Source organism: Streptomyces sp. NPDC026522, assembly GCF_055567555.1.
On sequence record NZ_JBVHQF010000012.1, the window covers coordinates 139,658 to 159,074 of the forward strand.

Genomic DNA, 19,417 nt, shown 5'->3' on the forward strand with positions numbered 1-19,417 from the left:
CCTCAGCCGGCGGCCCGGGACGCCCGGGCCGCCCTGCGCTGTGCGGAGGCGGAGCGGACCACGCCCGCCGCCGCGACGGCGAACCCGACGCCCATCAGCATGCACACCGCCCACGCGTAGGACGGGAACGGGGCGGTGCCGAGGAACAGCGGCGCCATCGTCACGAGCGTGGCGACGGCACCGACGATGAACAGGATGCCGCCGGCCCTGATCAGTCCGTCGCCCGGCCGGGGCGCGTCGTCGTCGTGATCGGTATGAGGAGTAGCAGTCACCTCACCAGGGTAGTTCCCTGGCCGAAGCAGCGGTGCGGGAAGGACCGGGTAACGACTTGTCACCCGTTTCCCGACCATTAGCCTGGAGGTGGCGGGTCAGGGGACCCGCTGCACTGCTGTCCGGAGCCGTCGCACGGCTCTCCGGACCCGACACGTACAAGAACAGAGGACGGACGTGCCTACCGGCAAGGTCAAGTGGTTCAACAGTGAGAAGGGCTTCGGCTTCCTCTCCCGCGACGACGGCGGCGATGTCTTCGTCCACTCGTCGGTGCTCCCCGCCGGGGTGGACGCCCTCAAGCCCGGCCAGCGCGTGGAGTTCGGCGTGGTCGCCGGGCAGCGAGGTGACCAGGCACTCTCGGTGACGGTGCTGGATCCGACACCCTCCGTCGCGGCCGCGCAGCGCCGTAAGCCGGACGAGCTCGCCTCCATCGTGCAGGACCTGACGACCCTGCTGGAGAACATCACTCCGATGCTGGAGCGGGGCCGCTACCCCGACAAGACGCACGGCACGAAGATCGCGGGACTGCTGCGGGCGGTCGCCGACCAGCTCGACGTGTGAGGTGACCCGACGTCCGAGGTGACGTGACGCCGGTGCCCCGCCCCCCGTACGAGGGAGCGGGGCACCGGCGTTCGTGGCTACGGGAAGCGCAACGCGTCGGGCGCGATGGCCGGAACCAGACCCTCCGCGGCGGCCCTGGTCAGCAGCCCGCGGACGGCCGCGTACCCGTCGTCGCCCAGGTCCGCGGTGAATTCGTTGACGTACAGCCCGATGTGCTGGTCGGCGACCTTCGGGTCCAGCTCCTGTGCGTGCGCGCGGACGTACGGCCGGGACGCCTCGGGGTCGTCCCAGGCCATCCGCACCGACGTACGGGCCGCCTCGGCCAGCGCGCGCAGCGCGTCAGCGCCCAGCGAGCGCTTGGCGATGATCGCGCCGAGCGGGATGGGCAGGCCGGTGCTGGACTCCCAGTGGGCGCCCATGTCGGCCAGACAGTGCAGCCCGTAATCCTGATAGGTGAACCGGGCCTCGTGGATGACCAGTCCGGCGTCCACCCGGCCGTCGCGCACCGCCGGCATGATCTCGTGGAACGGCAGGACCACGACCTTGCCGACCGGCGCGGGGAGCACGTCCGCCGCCCACAGCCGGAACAGCAGGTAGGCGGTGGAGCGCTCGCTCGGCACGGCGACCGTCTTCCCGGCGAGGCCGGCGAGGTCCGGGCCGGGCTCGCGGGTGAGCACGAGAGGACCGCAGCCGCGGCCGAGCGCGCCGCCGCAGGGCAGCAGCGCGTACTCCTCCAGCACCCAGGGCAGCACGGCGTAGGACACCTTGAGCACGTCGAGCTCGCCGCGCTCGGCCATGCCGTTGGTGACGTCGATGTCCGCGAAGGTGACGTCGAGGGCGGGCGCGCCGGCCACCCGGCCGTGCGCCCAGGCGTCGAAGACGAAGGTGTCGTTGGGACACGGCGAATAGGCGATGCGCACCGGCCCGCTGCCGACGTCAGTGCTGCCGCTCATGTTCTTCTCCCCAATGGACGAGTACGGGTCCCAGCGCGCGGAAGCCGTCGGCCAGCGCGGCCAGGGCGTCCCCGATCCGCCAGGCGTCCCGGTCGCGGGGCCCGACGGGGTTGGACACCGCGCGGATCTCCAGGACGGGTACCCCGTGCGCGGCGGCGGCCTCGGCCACGCCGAAGCCTTCCATGGCCTCGGCACCGGCGAGGGGGTGTCGGGCGGCGAGCTCGGCGGCCCGGGCGGCGCTGCCGGTGACGGTGGAGACGGTGAGTACGGGTGCGAGCAGCGCGCCGGTGGCCTCGGCGGCCCGGGCGGCGAGCTCGGCGGGCGGCAGGTGCACGCTGCGGCCGAAGCCGAGCGCGTCCACCGGCACGAACCCGGCGGGCGTCTCGGCACCGAGGTCGGCGGCGACGAGCGCGTCGGCGACGACGAGGGAGCCGGGCGGGGCGGCGGGGGCGAACCCGCCGCCGATGCCGGCGGAGATGACGATCGAGTAGGGGGCCAGCGCGAGCGCGGTGGCCGTGGCGGCCGCGACGGCGGCCGGCCCGACGCCGCCGACGAGTACGTCGGCGGCGAGACCGGGCAGGTCCCGGCGGTGGATCGGATAGCCCCCGGGCAGGGTGCGCGGCTCCGGAGTGACCGGGTCCGGATGAGGGGTGAGACCGGCGGTCACGGAGTCTGCCTCCGCGGCCACGGCGGTCACGATGAGCGCGCGCACGGTGCGGCTACTTGAGCTTGACCTTGAAGGTCCAGACGGCGAGCGGCTTGCCGCTCGGGTCGAACTGGACGAAGCCCAGCATCTTCGAGGCGGGGGCCTCGCCCTGGCCGCCGGTGGCGAAGACGTCGGCGCCCTGGAAGCTGCGGTAGGTGTTCGCGGACGGCTCGGTGATCGGCTGTCCGTCGAGGACCGCCTGCCACTTGTTGTCGTCCTTGACGACGTCGGGCTCGACGCCGAGGCGCAGCGTGTCGCCGCGGCCGTACTCGATGGTCTTGGCGTGCTTGAGGTTGGTGAGGCAGTTCTGGACCCTCTCCGCGGAGAGCTCCTCGCCGCTGCCGGGGCGGCAGGCGGCCTCGGAGGACACCGTCGAGCTGCCGACGGTCACGGTCGCGAGCGGCGTCGGCTTGGTGGTGTCGCAGGCCGAGAGGAAGAGGAGGCCGGCGGACACGGCTCCGAGGGCCGCGACGCTGCGGTGGGCCCTACCCGGGAAAAGCGGTGCGGTCATGAGCCGAAGGCTATCGGGCCGGTGGGCTGCGCCGCCGCACGGGGGTATGTGGCGTGGCTCGCGCGACGGGGGCGGGGCTCGGCTGCGGCCCCGTCGCGCGGAGCGGCCCCGGCTGCGCCGGGCTTCCCGGGGCTCCGCCCCGTACCCCGCGCCTCAAACGCCGGCGGGGCTGGATTTGCCCGGCACCCCGCGCCGCAAACGCCGGCGGGGCTGGATTTGCCCGGCACCCCGCGCCGCAAACGCCGGCGGGGCTGGATTTGCCCGGCGGGGCTGGAATGGGACCGGGGCCTTACGCCACCCGGGCGCGGGGGGAGTCCGGGTGGTGGCGGGGGGTGGGGAGGATGCCGCGGAGGGCCATCGTGGTGCCCGACGCGACTATGGCCGCCGCCACCGACATGCCCAGTACGCCGTTCAGCGGCAGCACGATGCCGATCCCGCCGCCCAGCACCCACGCCATCTGGAGCAGCGTCTCCGACCGGGCGAAGGCCGACGTGCGGACCGACTCCGGGACGTCCCGCTGGATCATCGCGTCCAGGGAGAGCTTCGCGAGGGCCTGGCAGAAGCCCGCCGTGGCGCCCAGGACCGCCACGAACAGCCCGCTGAAGAACACCGCCGCCAGCACCGCGACCCCCAGGGTCACCGACAGCACCGCCGCGATGATCGTCTCCGGCGCCCGGGCCCGCAGCCACGCGCCCACCGCCGTACCGCCCGCGTTGCCGACGCCCGCCGCCACGCCGACTATGCCCAGTGACACCGCCGCGCTCTGACCCGCCAGGGGGTGCTCGCGCAGCAGGAACGCTAGGAAGAAGATCAGGAACCCGGAGAGCGCGCGCATCGCCGCGTTCGCCAGCAGCCCGCACAGCACCGGCCGGCTGATCGTCCGCAGCCCCGGCTTGCGCGAGTGCGGCTCGTGGGTGGACAGCCGCGCCCGCCGTTCGCCCTTCGCCTCGTCCACCTTGTGCGGCAGCGTGAACGCCGCGAAGGTCCCCCAGATGAAGATCGCGCACGCCCCGTATAGCGGCCACGGCGGGCCGATGGCCTGGAGCCCGGCCCCCACCGGCGCCGCGGCGCCGGTGGCCAGCAGGCCGGCCAGGGTGACCCGGGAGTTCGCCTTGACGAGTGAGAACTTCGGCGGGAGCAGCCTCGGCACCACCGCGCTGCGCACGACCCCGTACGCCTTCGACGCGACCAGGACGCCCAGCGCCGCCGGGTACAGCTCCAGTCCGCCCGTGGCCACCGCGCCCGACATCATCACCGCCAGCAGCGCCCGGGCCAGCATCGCGCCCGCCATCGCGGCCCGCCGTCCGTGCGGCAGCCGGTCCAGCAGCGGACCGATCACCGGGGCCAGCAGGGTGAAGGGGGCCATGGTGATGGCGAGGTACAGGGCCACCCGGCCGCGTGCCTCGTCCGTGGGGACGGAGAAGAACACCGTCGACGCCAGGGCCACCGTGATCATCACGTCGCCGGCCCCGTTGATGGCGTGCAGCTCGATCAGCTTGCCGAGACCCGATTCGCCCGCCCCGTGCGCGTGCGTGGCCCGCCGGATCCCGCGCGCCGTACCGGTGAAGGGGAGGTGCAGGGCACGACCGACGGCCCGGCCGGCCCGCCTGGCCGGTCCCGGGCCGTCGGCGGACGACCGTACGGGTGCCACCTGGCCATAGTGCCCCACTCGGCCCTCACGGACCCCTCCCGGCGCGTTTCGGGCACCTGGCCGGTCTTGGGTTGTCCGCGAATCGGACCTTGCATGTGGGCCGAAGCCGCCGGAGGAGGTAGCGTGCGTAGCGCGCCACCGGCGGTTGCTCTTGGCCGCGCGCCTCTTCGCGATCCCGCAGAATGGATTGCAGGTAGGTGCGCCCGAGGCCGATCGGGTGCGGACGTCGACGCGGCCCTCTGGTCCGCTCCGCCCGCGCTACGTACGGACAAGACCGACGGGTCGTTGTGGACGACAGTACGGACGGCGCACTCGTGAGACGGCGTAGGAGAGAACGAGACCTGTGAGTGCTGCGACGACGCGAAGCCGTACCCCCGACCGCCTGTGTGCCGAGGCGGTAGACCTCGCCCGTGCGGCGGCCGAGGAGGCCGCCGCCCCCGGAGTGGTGGGCGAGCACGTCTCGGTCGTCTCCGAGGGCGACCGGGTCGTCACCCACTTCTTCGAGTGCAAGGACCCCGCCTACCGGGGCTGGCGGTGGGCCGTCACCGTGACGCGCGCCTCCCGCGCGAAGCTCGTCACCCTCGACGAAACGGTGCTGCTCCCGGGCGACGACGCACTGCTCGCCCCCGAATGGGTGCCGTGGAGCGAGCGGCTGCGGCCGGGCGACCTGGGTCCGGGCGACCTGCTGCCCACCGAGGCCGACGACCTGCGGCTGGAGCCGGGCTGGTCGGGCGAGGACGCGCCGCCGCCGAACTCGGTGGTCTCCGAGGAGATGGCCGAGCTGGTCGAGGCGGAGGACGCGGACGTCACCGACCGGACGGTGGTGCCGGTACGGGGCTCCATCACCTCGGTCGCCGAGGAGCTCGGCATGCGCCGGGCGCGGGTCCTGTCGCGGTACGGGCTGCACAGCGCGGCGGACCGCTGGGACGAGGGGTTCGGGGCGAAGACCCCGATGGCCCAGGCGGCGCCCGCGTCGTGCGTGTCGTGCGGGTTCCTCGTGGCGATCGGCGGGTCGCTGGGTCAGGCCTTCGGGGTCTGCGCGAACGAGTTCGGCCCGGCGGACGGCCGGCTTGTGTCGCTGTCGTACGGCTGCGGCGGCCATTCGGAGGCCGCGGTCATGCCCAAGCCGTTGCGGCCGGCGCCGCCGGTGCTCGACTCGATGGCCTCGGACGAGTTCCTGCTGCGGCCCGCCGAGGACACGGGGTCGGTCCCGGTCTCGGACCTCCCGCCGGCGGACCTGGGCCACTCGTAGCCGGACCTCGGTCCGGGCGGACCGCCCGGACCGAGGTCCGGCCCCGGCCCGCCCGCGAGTGCGGGTCCGGCCGGGGTGGGGCGTGCGGATCGGCGGGTCAGCCTGAGACGGTCTCGGCGGGGACGGCCGGGGACTGCGTCGGCCGGGCCCCGTACGCGGCCGGAGCGGGCTCCGCGGCGACGCTCTGCCGGGCTGCCGGAACGGCCGGCGCGTGCCGCAGCCTCCGTACGAACCAGGGCGTCCAGTTCTTGAGCTTCATCGCCGGCGACTCGATCAGGTGCCAGGACAGGGCCGCCAGCGCCACCGTGCCGGTCATCGCCAGCAGCAGGAAGACGGGTTTGCCGTACTTGGCGTAGCCCAGCATGGCCAGTGCCTGCTCCACGGTGAAGCCGTAGATGTAGATGCCGTACGAGTAGTCGCGCTTGCGCCCGATCTTCTGGAAGGGGCGGGGCAGCCGCACCGCGAGCCACAGCAGCAGGTAGGCGAAGGCGGGGTAGCCGAAGACGAAGACCCCGCCGAAGACCAGTGTGGCGCCCAGGACGAGGACACAGATCAGCGCCAGGCTGTCGTTGACGGGCAGCCGGTCGCGGTACAGCTGGAACGTGGCGCCGATCAGGAACACGAAGAGCAGGTGGACGACGAAGTGCACTGTCATGGTGCCAAGTACCGGTACCTGGACCGTGGAGCCCATGTCGCCGGGGATGCCGCGCAGGGAGGGGGCGGTGAGCCAGTCGCGCAGGATGAGGCTACCGAGCGCCGCGGCCACCAGAGGGATGAACTTCCTGGCCCGGCGCAGGACACCACCCGCCGCCAGCAGGCCCACCATCACATAGCAGAGGATCTCGTACTTCAGCGACCACAGGGCTCCGTTGACGCCCTGGTCGAAGTTGGTCCCCCGAGCCTTGCCTTCGGCGAGCACACCGGATATGTCCCAGTGGGTGCTGATGGAGGTGTTCCACATGCCCTGGAGGTAGCTGAGGGGCCCCTCGGGGTGGTTCCAGTAGCCGTTCGTCGTGCCGTGCAGCCAGTAGTAGAGCGCGGGGATGATGAGCAGTGCGGAGACGAGGAGCGAGCCCCACAGGCCGGGCATGATGCGCAGGGCGCGGTGCCAGGCGTAGCGGCCGGCGGTGGTCCGCGCACCACTGCCGGTGATCATGAAGCCGGACAGGACGAAGAAGCCGATGACGGCCATCTTTCCGACGTCGACCTGGTGTCCGCTGTACCGCCAGAGCGGGTCCAGCGGCCCCCAGCCGATCGGCCACAGGTGCGAGAGCACGACCGACGAGGCGAGGATCAGACGCAGCACGCCGAAGCTGTTGGCCCTCGGTGAGTACAGCTCACCGAGGGTTCCGCGCTGGCCGGGCAGGACAGGTGCGCTGCGTGACATAGGAGGAGTCAGACTTCCTGAGAGGGGGGCGTCGGGGGGACTCGCTCGGCGTGCGGGCCTACGGGATGCCCAAGGATCTTACCGAGGGGACGGCGCCGGCCTCCTGCCGGGACGGTCAGATCCGGGACGTGGAAGCGGCGCCCCACAGTGCGGCGACCGCGTCGCGCAGGCTGCGGACCGGCTTCCAGCCCAGCGCCCGTTCGGTGGCGCTGATGTCGAGCTGGTGCCACTCGGTCTCCGGGCCGGCGCCGTCAGGGGCGGGGACCTCGGTGACGCGCGTCGGTATGCCGCTCTCCTCGATCAGCAGCTCGACCAGCTCCCGGGCGGACGTCGCCCGGCCGAGGCCGAGGTTGAGCACCGTCGGGCAAGGGGCCGCGGGGGCGACGGCGGCGACCATGGCGTCTATCGCGTCCTGGAGGTGGAGGAACTCGCGCTGCGCCGTGAGCGGCATCAGTGACAGCTCGGCGGTGGTGCCGGCAGCCTGCGCGTCGGCGAGCTTGCCGGCCATGACGCCCAGCAGGCTGTGCGCGGGCTGCCCCGCACCGACGACGTTGCCGAGGCGCAGGACGACGGCGTCCAGCCCTTTGTCGCGGACCGCCTCGGCGATGAGGTCGGTGGCCTGCAGCTTGAGCCGGCCGTAGACCGTCGACGGCCACGCGGGGGAGTCCTCGGTATAGGTCTCGCCGACGGGGAAGAGGCCGTACTCGTGGACTGTGCCTATCTGGACCAGCCGCGGCGCCGACGCCATGGTGTCGAATGCCTCAAGCAGCCGGCGGACCACGCCCAGGTTGGCCGGGACCATCTGTTCGTCCGTCAGGCCCCAGCTGCCCCCTGCCGCGTTGATGACCACGTCGATGCGGTGCTTGGTGAGCAGCCCCGCCAGCTCGGCCGGCGGGTCGACGGTGAGGTCGAATGCCTCGAACGCGCCGGGCAGCGCCGCAGAGGGCGTGTTGCGGGCGATGGCGAGCAGGGTGTGGCCGCGCTCGTCGAGCGTGGTGCACAGGGTCCGGCCGATGAAGCCGGTGGCGCCGAGTACGGCCACGCGGGGCAGGGGCGGGCTGGTGACGGACATGGGCGTTGGCTCCCGGCGGTCGGTCGAAGAGTGGGCGGTCGGTGCCTGGGGACGGGGCCCTAGCGGTGGTCGGCGCCGGCGACGTGCCGCAGCAGGGTGCGGGCCCCCTCGCGCTGCTTGTTCTTCAGCGCGCCGGGCAGCATCGTCAGCGCGTGGATCCGCGAGGACAGGTGCAGCCGGGACGCCTTGGCGGCCTTCGCCCAGCCGTGCTCCTCCAGCCGGTCCGCCACCTCCATGAAGAAGCGGTTGGCCTCGGCGAAGCGAACACCGGTGAAGGCCTGCTGAGAGGAGATGCTGACCGCGTGCCGGCGGTACTGGAAGCACAGGGTGTCCGAGACGAGCATCTGCTCACCAGCCTGGAGCAGGTCGATCACGAGAGCCAAGTCCTGGGTGACCTCCAGGTTGTCCCGGAAGCCGACGTTGCGGACGGCGGCGGTGCGCCAGCAGATGGACGGGAAGAAGAGCCAGTTCCCGCGCAGCAGACTGGTGGCGAGCTGCTCGCCGCCCATGAGCAGCTCGCCCTTGAAGCGCGGTGCGTACAGCCGGCGCTTGGACTGGTCGACCAGCCCTTCCGTGGGCCTGCCGTCACTGTCGATCACCTGGACACCGGGCTGCACCATGCCCAGCCTCGGGTGCTTCGCAAGCGCGGTCCGCACCGTGGCCACGTACTCGGGCAGCATGATGTCGTCGGTGCCCATCATGACGAAGTGCTCTTCGCGGACCAGGCCGAGACACTTGCGGAAATTGCCGGTGACGCCGAGGTTCTGCTCGTTGCGCTGGTACGACACGCGCGGGTCGTCGAGCTCTGCGAACCAGCCGGGGACCTCGGGCTCCTTGCCGTCGTCCACGACGGTGAGCCGCCAGTTCGGGTCGCTCTGGGCCAGGACGCTGCGCACCGCGGCCTGCATCAGGGCGACGTTGCCGTAGTAGGGCAGCATGATGTCGAGAGTTTTCATGTGCGGCGCACCAGGTGTTCGGGAGTGACGGAAACGGGCTGGGCTCAGTTGTCGTCGCCGTGGGCGGCGCGCAGCGACCGGCGGTAGCTCAGGCAGTCCTCGTAGTCCGGCAGTAGACCGGACTCGATGGCCTGGGCGAGGGAGGGGGCGGCCGCGTCGCGGGCCGACAGCTGTGCGGCGGCGCCGGCCGGCCAGTCGATGCCCAGGCCGGGGTCGAGCGGGTGCACCGCGTGCTCGGCGGAGGGGTTGAAGGTCTCCGAGCAGACGTAGGACAGCGTCGCGTCGTCCGAAAGCGCGCAGAAGCCGTGCCCCAGGCCCTCGGAGAGGTAGACCGCGCGGCGGTCCATGTCGTCGAGGCGGACGAACTCGTGCGCCCCGAAGGTCGGCGAGCCCACCCGCAGGTCTACGACGACGTCGAGCACGGCGCCGCGCACGCAGGTCACGTACTTGGCCTGGCCGGGCGGGACGTCGGCGAAGTGCACACCGCGCACGACGTCCTTGGCCGACACCGAGAGGTTGGCCTGGGCCAAGCGCAGCGGGTGGCCGACGGCCTCGGCGAGGTGGTCGAAGCGGTACCACTCCATGAACAGCCCGCGGGGGTCGCCGTGCTGCTGCGGGGTGATCTCCCAGGCGCCCTCGATGGAGAGCTCGCGGAACTTCATCGGCCGTTCTCCTCGTCGAGAAGGTCCAGCAGGTACTGGCCGTAGCCGCTCTTCAGGAGCGGCTCGGCGAGCTCGCGCAAGCCTTCGTCGGTCACGAAGCCGGAGCGCCAGGCGGTCTCCTCGATGCAGCCGATCTTGAAGCCCTGACGCTCCTCGATGACCCGGACGAATTCCGAGGCCTGGACCATGGAGACGAAGGTGCCGGTGTCCAGCCACGCCGTTCCCCGGTCCAGGACGGTGACCTGAAGGTCTCCGGACTGCAGGTAGGCGTCGTTGACAGCCGTTATCTCCAGCTCGCCGCGCTCGCTCGGGCGGATGGTCCGGGCGATCTCCACGACGCGGTTGTCGTAGAAGTACAGACCGGGCACCGCGTAGCGGGACTTGGGCTTCTCCGGCTTCTCCTCGATGGAGATGACCTGGCCGTCGGCGTCGAACTCCACCACGCCGTACGCGCTCGGGTCGGCGACCGGGTAGGCGAAGACCATGCCGCCCTTGGGGTCGGTGCGCTGCGCGAGACGCGTGCCGAGGCCGCTGCCGTGGAAGATGTTGTCGCCGAGGATCAGCGCGACCGGCTCGTCCCCGATGAAGTCCGCGCCGAGCACGAACGCCTGGGCGATGCCCTCCGGGCGCTCCTGGACGGCGTACTGGAGGTCGAGGCCGAGCTGCGAGCCGTCACCGAGGAGCCGCTGGAACTGATCCTGGTCCTGCGGCGTCGTGATGATCAGGATCTCGCGGATCCCCGCCATGACCAGGGTGGAAAGCGGGTAGTAGACCATGGGCTTGTCGAAGACGGGAAGAAGCTGCTTCGACACGGCTCGGGTCAAGGGCCAGAGGCGGGAGCCGGTGCCGCCCGCCAGGAGAATTCCACGCATGGGTGCCACCATACGTCGCGCGTCTTGGGGGCCGTTAACCCACAAGGCGTACGGCGGGACGGCCGGGGACCCTGCCGGAGGGCCGGGCGGCCGGCCGGCCCGAACGGCCCAGTAGACTGAAAAACACTATGCGCATTCTCGTGACCGGTGGTGCCGGTTTCATCGGCTCGCAGTTCGTCCGCTCCCTCCTGTCGGAGGATCCCGGGGCCCGGGTGACGGTCTTCGACAAGCTGACGTACTCGGGCGTCGAGGAGAACCTCGCCCCGGTGGCGAGCCACCCCGGCTACGCCTTCGTCCGCGGCGACATCTGCGATGTGGAGGCCGTCGACCAGGTGATGCCCGGCCACGACGCGGTCGTGCACTTCGCCGCCGAGTCCCATGTGGACCGCTCCATCGCCGGCGCGGGGCCCTTCGTCATGACCAATGTGGTCGGCACCCAGGTGCTGCTGGACGCCGCGCGCAAGCACGGCGTCGGCCGCTTCGTGCACGTCTCCACGGACGAGGTTTACGGGTCCATCAGCGAGGGCTCCTGGACCGAGGAATGGCCGCTAGCGCCAAACTCCCCCTACTCCTCCTCCAAGGCGGGCTCCGACCTGCTGGCGTTGGCCTACCACCGCACGCACGGCATGGACGTGGTGGTGACCCGGTGTTCCAACAACTACGGGCCTTACCAGTTCCCCGAGAAGGTCATCCCGCTCTTCACCACCAACCTGATCGACGGAAAGCGCGTCCCGCTCTACGGCGACGGTGGCAACATCCGCGACTGGCTGCACGTGTCGGACCACTGCCGCGGCATCGAGCTGGCGCTGCGCAAGGGCCGCGCCGGCCACGTCTACAACATCGGCGGCGGCGTCGAGCTCACCAACAAGGAGCTCACCGGCCTGCTGCTGGACGCCGCCGGAGTCGGCTGGGACATGGTCGACCGGGTCGAGGACCGCAAGGGCCACGACCTGCGTTACTCGCTCGACATCAGCAAGATCAGCGAGGAGCTCGGCTACGCGCCGCAGGTCACCTTCGAGGAGGGCCTGGCCTCGACGATCGACTGGTACCGCGAGAACCGCTCCTGGTGGGAGCCGCTCAAGGTGAAGGCCGCCCAGCAGTCGTGAACACACCGGATGCCTCGGAGACCGCGAAGAGGTCGCCGCTGGCAAGGCTGCTGAACACCCTGCCGCCGGGGACCCAACTGGTGATCGGCGGCACGGTCGTGCTCGGGGCCGCCTCGTACGTCCACCTCATGGCGGCGGGCCACAGCCTCGACACCGACGGCATGGCCGCGCTGTCGGTGCTGTGGACGATCCTCATGTCGGTCGGCATCGGCCTGTTCTTCCCCGTCGAGCAGGAGCTCACCCGGATCGTCGCGGCGCACCGCGTCGGCGGCCTGGGCGTCTCCGGCGTGCTGCGGCATGTGACGGGCCTCACCTTGGCGATGATCGGCCTGCTGGCCGCATCCATGGCCGTCGCCGCGCGGCCGCTGGCGGACACCTTCTTCAACGGCCGTCTGGACATGGTCCTCGCCTTGGCGCTGGCTTTCGTCACCATGGCGGCGAGCAACGTGGCCCGCGGAGTGCTGGCGGGTCTGGGCCGGTTCGGCCCCTACGGCCTGCAGCTCGGCATCGACGGCGTCCTGCGCATCGGCCTCGCCGTGGTCTTCGCCCTTCTGGGCGTCCGCTCGCCGCTGGCCTTCGCACTGATCCTCGTCGTGGCGCCGCTCGTCTCCGTCCTGGCCACCCTGCGGCCGGTTCGGGCCGGTCTGGAGCGGGGCCCTGCCGACAGCTGGGCGGGACTGCTGGGCGCTCTCGCCCCGCTGGTCGTCTCCACCTTGCTGTCACAGGTCGTCGTCAACGCGGCGGTGGTCAGCACCAAGCTGCTGGAGCCGGCCAACACCGCACTCGTCGGCGGACTGCTGAACGCGATCGTGCTGGCCAGGGTGCCGCTGTTCATCTTCGGCTCGCTCCAGGCGTCGCTGCTCTCCGGGCTGTCCGCGGCTGCAGCGGCGTACGACCGGGCGGGCTTCTCCAAGCTGCTCGGCCGCACCTGCCTGGTGGTCGTCGGTCTCGGGGTGTGCGGCGGCCTTCCCGCCACCGTCCTCGGACCCTGGGCGATCCAGGTGTTCTTCAGGGCCCAGGACGTACTCAGCCGGACCGACTTCTTCTGGATGGCCGCCGGCACCCTCTTCTACATGCTGGCCATGGTGCTCGGACAGGCCCTGATGGTCCTGCACAAGCACCGCCTGCAACTGGCCGGCTGGGTGCTCGCGACCCTGGTCCTCGTCGGGGCCACACTGCTCCCGGGCGATGCCGCCACCCGCGTCTGCCTCGCCTACACGCTCGGCTCGCTCACGGCGGTCCTCGCCATGGCGGCAGCGCTGCGGCTGACCTTCCCGCGCGGACGCCCCTCGGCGGGCACGTCCGACGAAGCCCCGCGCTCCACCCTGGTGGATTCGCCATGAACCCCGCCCCTACCTCGCGGCAGGCCACGGCGAAGGCCGGGTCCCAATCTTCCGCCGGGGTGCGGGCAAGCGCGGACTCGCCCCCGCCGGTGTTGACGGCACCGCGATAAGGGGGCGCCGCCGATGTTGCCGGCGGCGCTCGCCGCGCGGGCGCAGAACGCCGTACGGGGCCTGGGGGCGGCCCTCCCGGTAGGCCGTACGGGGTTACTTCGGGGCGCGGCGGCGGAAAAGGCGCTTCGCGGCGAATACCAAGGCCGAGCCGCCGGCCAGGACAAGGACTCCCTTGCCGAAGCCGCCCACCGGGTCCGGCTTCGCGGGTGCGGCCGGGGAGCCTGGATGCGGTGAGGCGGAGGCCGAGGCGGAAGCCTGGGGGGGCGGTCCCGCCGGGCGGACCGGGACCGCGATGACCCGGCTGTGGACGCCCTCCGAGCCGAACATCAGCGCCGAGCCGTCCGCCGTGTACGTCACCGACTCGGCCTGGCCCTGCCAGGGGGCGGACACGGGCTCGCCCGGGCCCTGCGGGCGCCCGTCCTGCCACGGGTACGTCCGCGCGAAGAAGTAGCCGCGCAGCGTCAGCCGGGAGCCGTCCGGCGAGAACGCCCCGTCCGTCACCCAGGGCACGTCCGCGATCCGCCGGAACACGTTGGTGCCGTCGGCCGAAAGCCGTTCGGGTCCCTCGTACAGGCCGCCCGTCCGCTCGTTCTTGCTCGCGATGTAGACCCGGCCCGTCACCGGATGCACCATCAGCGCCTCCGCGTTGCGCGGGCCGTCCGCGTACCGCACCGTGAACTGTTCCGCCTTGACCGTCACGTCCGCCAACTCCCGCGGCTCCGGGAAGCGGTAGATCCAGACGTGGTCCCAGGTGCCGTCCTTGTTGTCCCCGATGTCCGCGACGTACAGCTGTCCGTCCGGGCCCAGCGAGATCGCCTCGACGTCGCGCGGGCGCCCGATCCCGGTCAGCGTCACCCGTGCCACCGTCCTGCCGGTCGCCGAGTCCACGGCGTACACGTACGGGCCGTCGTCGCTGTCGTTGTGCGTCCAGTAGACGCCCGGGTGGACGCGGCTCGCCGCGAGTCCGCTGGACTCGGTGATGCGCGGGTCCTGGAGGGTGAAGTCCGAAGCTCCGGTGGCGGCGGCGGCCGCCGGGGAGCCGGTGAGGACGGCGGCGGCGGTGAACGCGGTCAAGATCGGCAGCAGGCGCATTCCCCAAGCCTGCCAGGCCGCCCGGCGTGGCGGGCATCACAGCGGCCCGGGTCCGGTGATCCGCGATGATGACCGGATGCGTTTCATGTTCGTCGGCGATTCCATGACCATCGGACGCGCCGGCGACTACACCTGGCGCTACCGGATGTGGCAGCACCTGTGCGCCACCCTGGGCGACTCCTTCCGCATCGTCGGCCCGCGCAGCGCGCTGTACGACACGGCCGCCGGGGCGCCCGTCAGCCACGCGTACGCCGACCCGGCCTTCCCGGAGCACGCGCGGCGCCACCTGGCCGGCTGGGGCGAGGGCTGGCAGCACATGGCCCCGCTGATCGGTCCGGCCGTCGCCGCCGCCGAGCCGGACGTACTGCTGGTCTCGCTCGGGCTGATAGACCTCGGCTTCTACACCGACGCGCCGCAGACCGCCGGCAACGTCCGCCGGTTCATCGCCGGGGCGCGCGCCGCCCGTCCCGGCATCCGGATGGTCCTGCTGCCCGTCATCCCGAACGTCCGGGCCGACTCCGACGCGCCGTTCGCCGCCCAGGTGGCCCGCTTCAACGAGCTGCTCGCCAAGGCGGTGGCGGACCTCTCCACCCCCGCCTCGCCGATCCTGCTGGCCGCCCGCCCGCAGGGGTACGAGCTGCACGCCGACACCTACGACGGCACCCACCCCAACGCCTCCGGCGAGCACCGCCTGGCGGGCGAGTTCGCGGCGGCCCTGCACCAGGCCTGGTCCGTCGGCGGCCCCTACCGGCCGGCCGGCGCCTGACCGGGCGCACCAGGCGCGCGGCGGCCGCCGCCCGTGCCGAACGGGACGACGGCCACCGCGGGCAGGGCCGGCCGGCTACCAGGCGAAGGCCTCCGGGGACGGGCCGGGGCCGGGGAAGATCTCGTCCAGCGCCGTCAGCAGCTCCTCGTCCAGCTCCAGCTCCAGGGCGCGCAGGGCGCTGTCGAGCTGCTCGGCGGTGCGCGGGCCGACGATCGGCCCGGTGACCCCGGGCCGGGTCAGCAGCCAGGCCAGGGCCGTCTCGCCGGGCTCCAGGCCGTGCTTGTCGAGGAGGTCCTCGTACGCCTGTACCTGCGCCCGGACCGCGCTGTCGGCCAGTGCCTCCGCCGGCCGGCCCGAGGCGCGGCGGCCGCCCGTCGCCTGCTTCTTGAGGACCCCGCCGAGCAGGCCTCCGTGCAGCGGGGACCAGGGGATGACGCCGAGGCCGTACTCCCGGGCGGCCGGGATGACCTCCATCTCGGCCCGCCGTTCGGCGAGGTTGTACAGGCACTGTTCGCTGACCAGCCCGACCGACCCGCGCCGGGCGGCGGTTTCGTTGGCCTGGGCGATCTTGTAGCCGGGGAAGTTGGAGGAGCCCGCGTAAAGGATCTTGCCCTGCTGGATCAGGACGTCGACGGCCTGCCAGATCTCCTCGAAGGGCGTCCGGCGGTCGACGTGGTGGAACTGGTAGACGTCGATGTAGTCGGTCTGGAGCCGCTTGAGGCTGGCGTCGACGGCCCGCCGGATGTTGAGGGCCGACAGCTTGTCGTGGTTGGGCCAGGGATCGCCGTCGCCGGCCATGTTCCCGTAGACCTTGGTGGCCAGGACCGTCTTGTCCCGGCGGCCGCCGCCCTGGGCGAACCAGGTTCCGATGATCGCCTCGGTGCGGCCCTTGTTCTCACCCCACCCGTAGACGTTGGCGGTGTCCACGAAATTCAGCCCCGCGTCGATCGCGGCGTCCAGGATGCCGTGGCTGGTCGGTTCGTCTGTCAGCGGACCGAAGTTCATCGTGCCGAGGACGAGTCGGCTGACTTTGAGTCCGGTGCGTCCGAGCTGCGTGTACTTCATGGGACCCAAGCCAACTGCTTCGAGTCGACTCCAGGCAAGAGCGCAGGGGCGCCGAACGGCGGGCGCGGGGCTACTGGCCGACGGCGGCCGCCACGGCGACGACGACGAACATCAGGACGAGCACACCGGCCATGACACGGTTTCTGGTCTTCGGATCCACCCGTCGAGCCTAACGCGGCCGACGGCGGCTCCCGGGCACGGGGGCTGCGAGACCGCTCGCACGGTGACCGTGGAGGGCGTACGGCGGCTCGCGCGCACTGCCCCGTACGGAGGAACACCCGGCCCGGGACCGGGTGAAATTCCGGATCGGCCGGATCGTCTACCTCGCCCGCTCCCGGGAGGGCGGCCCTGGTGGCGGCCGAGACGGCCGCCCTGGCACCCGCGGAGCCGGCGGAGCTGGTCACCGACGCGTGGCGGATGTGCGTACGGCGGGGGTGGCCCGGGGACACTCCGGAGGGCGGGGTGGACGCCGCGCCCGGGATCGCCCGGCTACGGGCCGCCGCCGAGGTGTTCGGGGCCTTCCCCGGGGCGGACCGCAGCTGGCTCGCGCTGCGGGCGGACACCGCGCCGGGACCGGGCCTGGCGCTGCCGGAGCACCGGGAGGCGCTGCACCGGTGGCTGAACTCCTGCGGCTGCCGCCTGCGTTACCCGCGCGACGGCGAGCCGGACCCGCGGGGGGACGGGCTCGCCCGGTGGTGGGCCGGGCCCCGGCCGCCCGTGGGACGGCGCACGCTGGGGCCGACGGCCGCCGGGAAGGCGTTGTTCGCGCTGCGGCCGGACACGGTCGTGCCGTGGGACGCGGCGACCGCCGCGCGGCGGAGCTGGGGCGGCCGGGGCTGCCGCTGGCGGAGCTGCTGGACGAGTACTTCTACCTGACGTACCTCTACGGGGCGGTCACGTACGCGGGGCGCTGACGGCGAGGGGCCAGGCGCCGACGACCTCGTAGCGCGGGCCCTCGCCCGGGACGCCGCTGGTGGGGAGGTGGCTGCGGACGAGGCTGAGGGTGTCGACCTGCCAGGGCGTGCCCTCGAAGGGGGCGAGGGCGTCGAGGTGGGGGCGCAGCGTGCCGCCGTGCGAGCCCCGCGCGAGGGTGAGGTGCGGGGTGTAGCGGCGGTGCTGCTCCATCGGGATCCCGGCCCGGCGGGCGGCGGCGTCGGCGCGCTCGGCGAGGAGCCGCATCCGGTCGAGGTCCCCGGCGGCGCCGGCCCACAGGGCGCTGTCGCCGAAGTGGCCGGAGCCGTGGATGCGGAGGGGGAAGGCCTCGGTACGGGCCGCCGCGCGGGCGAGGCGGGCGTGGAGCTCGGGGAGGAGCGGGTCGCGGACCTCGCCCATGAAGGCGAGGGTGAAGTGCCAGGACGCTTCGGCGGTCCAGCGGAGGTGGGGGGCGGGGGGTGATGCGGCCTGCGCCGTCCGGACGGCCTGGCGGAGTTCCGCGAGGGCGGGGGCGGGGGGCAGCACGGCGGCGAACAGCCTCATGGGGTGACGGTAGCCCCCGGCGGGGGTGCGGGGGCCGGTGCCGGGTCGGCCCCGGTGCCGGTGCGGCGCCGTTGCGCGGAGCGGCCCCGGCTGTGCGGGGCTTCGCAGGGCTCCGCCCCGCACCTCCCCCGGACTCCGTCCGGGGGGACCCCCACGCCTCAAACTCCCCCAGCTACCGCTGGGAGGTGCCCCCACGGGGCGGGGTTGGGCCGGCGGGGGCCCCGGGGCCCGGAGGCCCCGGGGCAGGCGGTCAGGCCGCCTTGACCAGGGTGCGGTGGGTGGGGACGAAGATGACGCCGCGGCGCGACAGGCGGACGCTGAGGTTGCCGACGCGGGAGAGGACCAGGGCGATCGCGAGGGCGGCGGCCAGGGAGACCGCGCCGCCCGCGGCCATGCCGATCCGGGCGCCGTACGTGTCGGTGATCCAGCCCACCAGCGGGGCCCCGAGCGGGGTGCCGCCCGTGAAGACCATCATGAACAGCGCCATTACCCGGCCCCGCATCTCCGGGTCGGTCGCCATCTGCACGCTCGAATTCGCGGTGACGTTGACCGTCAGGCCGAACATCCCGATCGGCACGAGCAGCACCGCGAACAGCCACAGTCCCGGCGCGAACGCCGTCACGACCAGCAGCACGGAGAAGAGCACCGCCGCCGCGACCAGCAGCCGCAGCCGGGAGTGGCCGCGCCGGGCCGCCAGCAGGGCGCCCGCCAGGGAGCCCGCCGCGATCAGGGTGTTGAACAGGCCGTACGTACCGGCGTCCCCGTGGAACACCTTGTTCACGAACGCCGACAGCCAGATCGGGAAGTTGAACCCGAACGTCCCGATGAAGCCGACCAGCACGATGGGCCAGATCAGCTCGGGCCGCCCGGCGACGTACCGCAGGCCCTCCCGCAGCTGGCCCTTCCCGCGCGGCTGCCGCTCCACCGGGTGCAGTTCGCGCGTACGCATCATCAGCAGCGCGGCGATCGGCGCGGCGAAGGACAGTCCGTTCAGCAGGAAGGCCCAGCCGGAGCCGACGGCGGTGATCAGCACACCGGCGATCGCCGGGCCGACCAGCCGCGCGGACTGGAAGTTGGCGGAGTTCAGGCTGACCGCGTTCGCGAGCTGGTCCTTGCCGACCATCTCCGGGACGAACGTCTGGCGCGCCGGGTTGTCCACGACGGTGATCAGGCCGAGCAGGAAGGCGGCGAGGTACACGTGCCAGACCTGGACGTGTCCGGCCAGGGTGAGGGCGGCGAGTGCGACGCCCGTCAGGCCCATGGCGCCCTGGGTGGCCAGCAGCAGCGGCCGCTTGGGCAGCCGGTCGGCGAGTACGCCTCCGTAGAGGCCGAACACCAGCATCGGCAGGAACTGCAGCGCGATGGTGATGCCCACCGCGGAGGCCGATCCGGTGAGGGACAGGACCAGCCAGTCCTGGGCGATGCGCTGCATCCAGGTGCCGGTGTTCGAGACGACCTGTCCCGTGGCGAAGAGCCGGTAGTTCCGGATCTTCAGCGAGCTGAACATGGAGTTCCGGCTCGCGGGTCGCGTAGTGGTGGATGTGTGGCCGGGTGCGGAGTCTGCTCCGGTTCCCGTACTCAAAAGCGTTCGCCTCCTGGCGTCTG

At 72.5% G+C, this 19,417-nt stretch carries 20 protein-coding genes; 6 read left to right on the forward strand and 14 right to left on the reverse strand.

What is annotated here, in order from left to right:
* Positions 1 to 2 precede the first annotated feature (2 nt).
* Complete coding sequence (locus ACZ4M3_RS28325; RefSeq protein ID WP_467737297.1) at positions 3 to 272, reverse strand: hypothetical protein; 270 nt, start codon at positions 270 to 272, stop codon at positions 3 to 5.
* 175 nt (positions 273 to 447) lie between these two features.
* Between ACZ4M3_RS28325 and ACZ4M3_RS28330 the strand changes: the two genes are divergently transcribed.
* A complete protein-coding gene (locus tag ACZ4M3_RS28330; RefSeq protein WP_467737299.1) occupies positions 448 to 831 on the forward strand; it encodes a cold-shock protein in 384 nt (127 codons plus the stop codon).
* 77 nt (positions 832 to 908) lie between these two features.
* Here ACZ4M3_RS28330 and ACZ4M3_RS28335 read toward each other — a convergent pair whose 3' ends face one another.
* The 4 genes from ACZ4M3_RS28335 to ACZ4M3_RS28350 all read right to left on the reverse strand — a co-directional run bounded on the left by ACZ4M3_RS28335 (position 909) and on the right by ACZ4M3_RS28350 (position 4,670).
* Positions 909 to 1,784 carry a 1,4-dihydroxy-6-naphthoate synthase gene (locus tag ACZ4M3_RS28335; protein ID WP_467737301.1) on the reverse strand — a complete coding sequence of 292 codons (876 nt, stop codon included), beginning with the start codon at positions 1,782 to 1,784 and terminating at the stop codon, positions 909 to 911.
* Positions 1,768 to 2,496, reverse strand: coding sequence for a futalosine hydrolase (locus ACZ4M3_RS28340; RefSeq protein WP_467737303.1), 729 nt, complete (start codon positions 2,494 to 2,496; stop codon positions 1,768 to 1,770). Before ACZ4M3_RS28340 ends, ACZ4M3_RS28335 begins: the two co-directional genes overlap by 17 nt.
* Positions 2,497 to 2,503: 7 nt before the next feature.
* Positions 2,504 to 3,001 carry a DUF2771 domain-containing protein gene (locus ACZ4M3_RS28345; protein WP_467737305.1) on the reverse strand — a complete coding sequence of 166 codons (498 nt, stop codon included), beginning with the start codon at positions 2,999 to 3,001 and terminating at the stop codon, positions 2,504 to 2,506.
* A 289-nt stretch (positions 3,002 to 3,290) separates the two neighbouring features.
* Positions 3,291 to 4,670, reverse strand: coding sequence for an MFS transporter (locus tag ACZ4M3_RS28350; RefSeq protein WP_467737307.1), 1,380 nt, complete (start codon positions 4,668 to 4,670; stop codon positions 3,291 to 3,293).
* Between the two features lie 325 nt (positions 4,671 to 4,995).
* Between ACZ4M3_RS28350 and ACZ4M3_RS28355 the strand changes: the two genes are divergently transcribed.
* The gene (locus tag ACZ4M3_RS28355) at positions 4,996 to 5,904 is read left to right on the forward strand and encodes a DUF3027 domain-containing protein (RefSeq protein ID WP_467737309.1); all 909 of its coding nucleotides are present in this window, start codon (positions 4,996 to 4,998) and stop codon (positions 5,902 to 5,904) included.
* Positions 5,905 to 6,001: 97 nt separating this feature from the next.
* Here the strand turns inward: ACZ4M3_RS28355 and ACZ4M3_RS28360 are convergent, their stop codons facing one another.
* The 5 genes from ACZ4M3_RS28360 to rfbA all read right to left on the reverse strand — a co-directional run bounded on the left by ACZ4M3_RS28360 (position 6,002) and on the right by rfbA (position 10,853).
* Positions 6,002 to 7,291, reverse strand: a complete 1,290-nt coding sequence (locus ACZ4M3_RS28360) for an acyltransferase family protein (protein WP_467737311.1) — start codon at positions 7,289 to 7,291, stop codon at positions 6,002 to 6,004.
* Positions 7,292 to 7,406: 115 nt separating this feature from the next.
* Positions 7,407 to 8,363 (reverse strand): NAD-dependent epimerase/dehydratase family protein, encoded by a 957-nt coding sequence (locus ACZ4M3_RS28365; protein WP_467737313.1) that lies wholly within the window; start codon positions 8,361 to 8,363, stop codon positions 7,407 to 7,409.
* A 59-nt stretch (positions 8,364 to 8,422) separates the two neighbouring features.
* Positions 8,423 to 9,319 carry a glycosyltransferase family 2 protein gene (locus tag ACZ4M3_RS28370; protein WP_467737315.1) on the reverse strand — a complete coding sequence of 299 codons (897 nt, stop codon included), beginning with the start codon at positions 9,317 to 9,319 and terminating at the stop codon, positions 8,423 to 8,425.
* A gap of 44 nt (positions 9,320 to 9,363) precedes the next feature.
* Positions 9,364 to 9,981: a dTDP-4-dehydrorhamnose 3,5-epimerase family protein gene (locus ACZ4M3_RS28375; RefSeq protein ID WP_467737317.1), complete on the reverse strand. Its 618-nt coding sequence runs from the start codon at positions 9,979 to 9,981 to the stop codon at positions 9,364 to 9,366.
* Entirely contained in the window at positions 9,978 to 10,853 is an 876-nt protein-coding gene (gene rfbA / locus ACZ4M3_RS28380; RefSeq protein WP_467737319.1) for a glucose-1-phosphate thymidylyltransferase RfbA, read from the reverse strand. Before rfbA ends, ACZ4M3_RS28375 begins: the two co-directional genes overlap by 4 nt.
* A 128-nt stretch (positions 10,854 to 10,981) precedes the next feature.
* Between rfbA and rfbB the strand changes: the two genes are divergently transcribed.
* Both rfbB and ACZ4M3_RS28390 read left to right on the forward strand, forming a co-directional pair.
* The gene (gene rfbB, locus ACZ4M3_RS28385; protein ID WP_467737321.1) at positions 10,982 to 11,959 is read left to right on the forward strand and encodes a dTDP-glucose 4,6-dehydratase; all 978 of its coding nucleotides are present in this window, start codon (positions 10,982 to 10,984) and stop codon (positions 11,957 to 11,959) included.
* Complete coding sequence (locus ACZ4M3_RS28390; protein WP_467737323.1) at positions 11,956 to 13,302, forward strand: lipopolysaccharide biosynthesis protein; 1,347 nt, start codon at positions 11,956 to 11,958, stop codon at positions 13,300 to 13,302. Before rfbB ends, ACZ4M3_RS28390 begins: the two co-directional genes overlap by 4 nt.
* 204 nt (positions 13,303 to 13,506) lie before the next feature.
* On the opposite strand, the gene ACZ4M3_RS28395 is transcribed toward ACZ4M3_RS28390, so the two are convergent.
* Positions 13,507 to 14,505 carry a YncE family protein gene (locus ACZ4M3_RS28395; protein WP_467737325.1) on the reverse strand — a complete coding sequence of 333 codons (999 nt, stop codon included), beginning with the start codon at positions 14,503 to 14,505 and terminating at the stop codon, positions 13,507 to 13,509.
* 76 nt (positions 14,506 to 14,581) lie between these two features.
* On the opposite strand from ACZ4M3_RS28395, the gene ACZ4M3_RS28400 reads away from it, so the two are divergent.
* The gene (locus ACZ4M3_RS28400) at positions 14,582 to 15,271 is read left to right on the forward strand and encodes a GDSL-type esterase/lipase family protein (RefSeq protein ID WP_467737327.1); all 690 of its coding nucleotides are present in this window, start codon (positions 14,582 to 14,584) and stop codon (positions 15,269 to 15,271) included.
* Positions 15,272 to 15,346: 75 nt separating this feature from the next.
* Here ACZ4M3_RS28400 and ACZ4M3_RS28405 read toward each other — a convergent pair whose 3' ends face one another.
* On the reverse strand, positions 15,347 to 16,336 hold the full coding sequence (locus tag ACZ4M3_RS28405; RefSeq protein WP_467737329.1) for an aldo/keto reductase: 990 nt from the start codon (positions 16,334 to 16,336) through the stop codon (positions 15,347 to 15,349).
* Between the two features lie 351 nt (positions 16,337 to 16,687).
* Here ACZ4M3_RS28405 and ACZ4M3_RS28410 point away from each other — a divergent pair, with 351 nt between their 5' ends.
* On the forward strand, positions 16,688 to 17,212 hold the full coding sequence (locus ACZ4M3_RS28410) for a hypothetical protein (RefSeq protein ID WP_467737331.1): 525 nt from the start codon (positions 16,688 to 16,690) through the stop codon (positions 17,210 to 17,212).
* Positions 17,213 to 17,230: 18 nt separating this feature from the next.
* Here the strand turns inward: ACZ4M3_RS28410 and thpR are convergent, their stop codons facing one another.
* Together thpR and ACZ4M3_RS28420 are read right to left on the reverse strand one after the other, a co-directional pair.
* Positions 17,231 to 17,812, reverse strand: coding sequence for an RNA 2',3'-cyclic phosphodiesterase (thpR, locus tag ACZ4M3_RS28415; protein ID WP_467737333.1), 582 nt, complete (start codon positions 17,810 to 17,812; stop codon positions 17,231 to 17,233).
* A gap of 250 nt (positions 17,813 to 18,062) precedes the next feature.
* Positions 18,063 to 19,394, reverse strand: a complete 1,332-nt coding sequence (locus ACZ4M3_RS28420; RefSeq protein ID WP_467737335.1) for an MFS transporter — start codon at positions 19,392 to 19,394, stop codon at positions 18,063 to 18,065.
* Between the last annotated feature and the right edge of the window lie 23 nt (positions 19,395 to 19,417).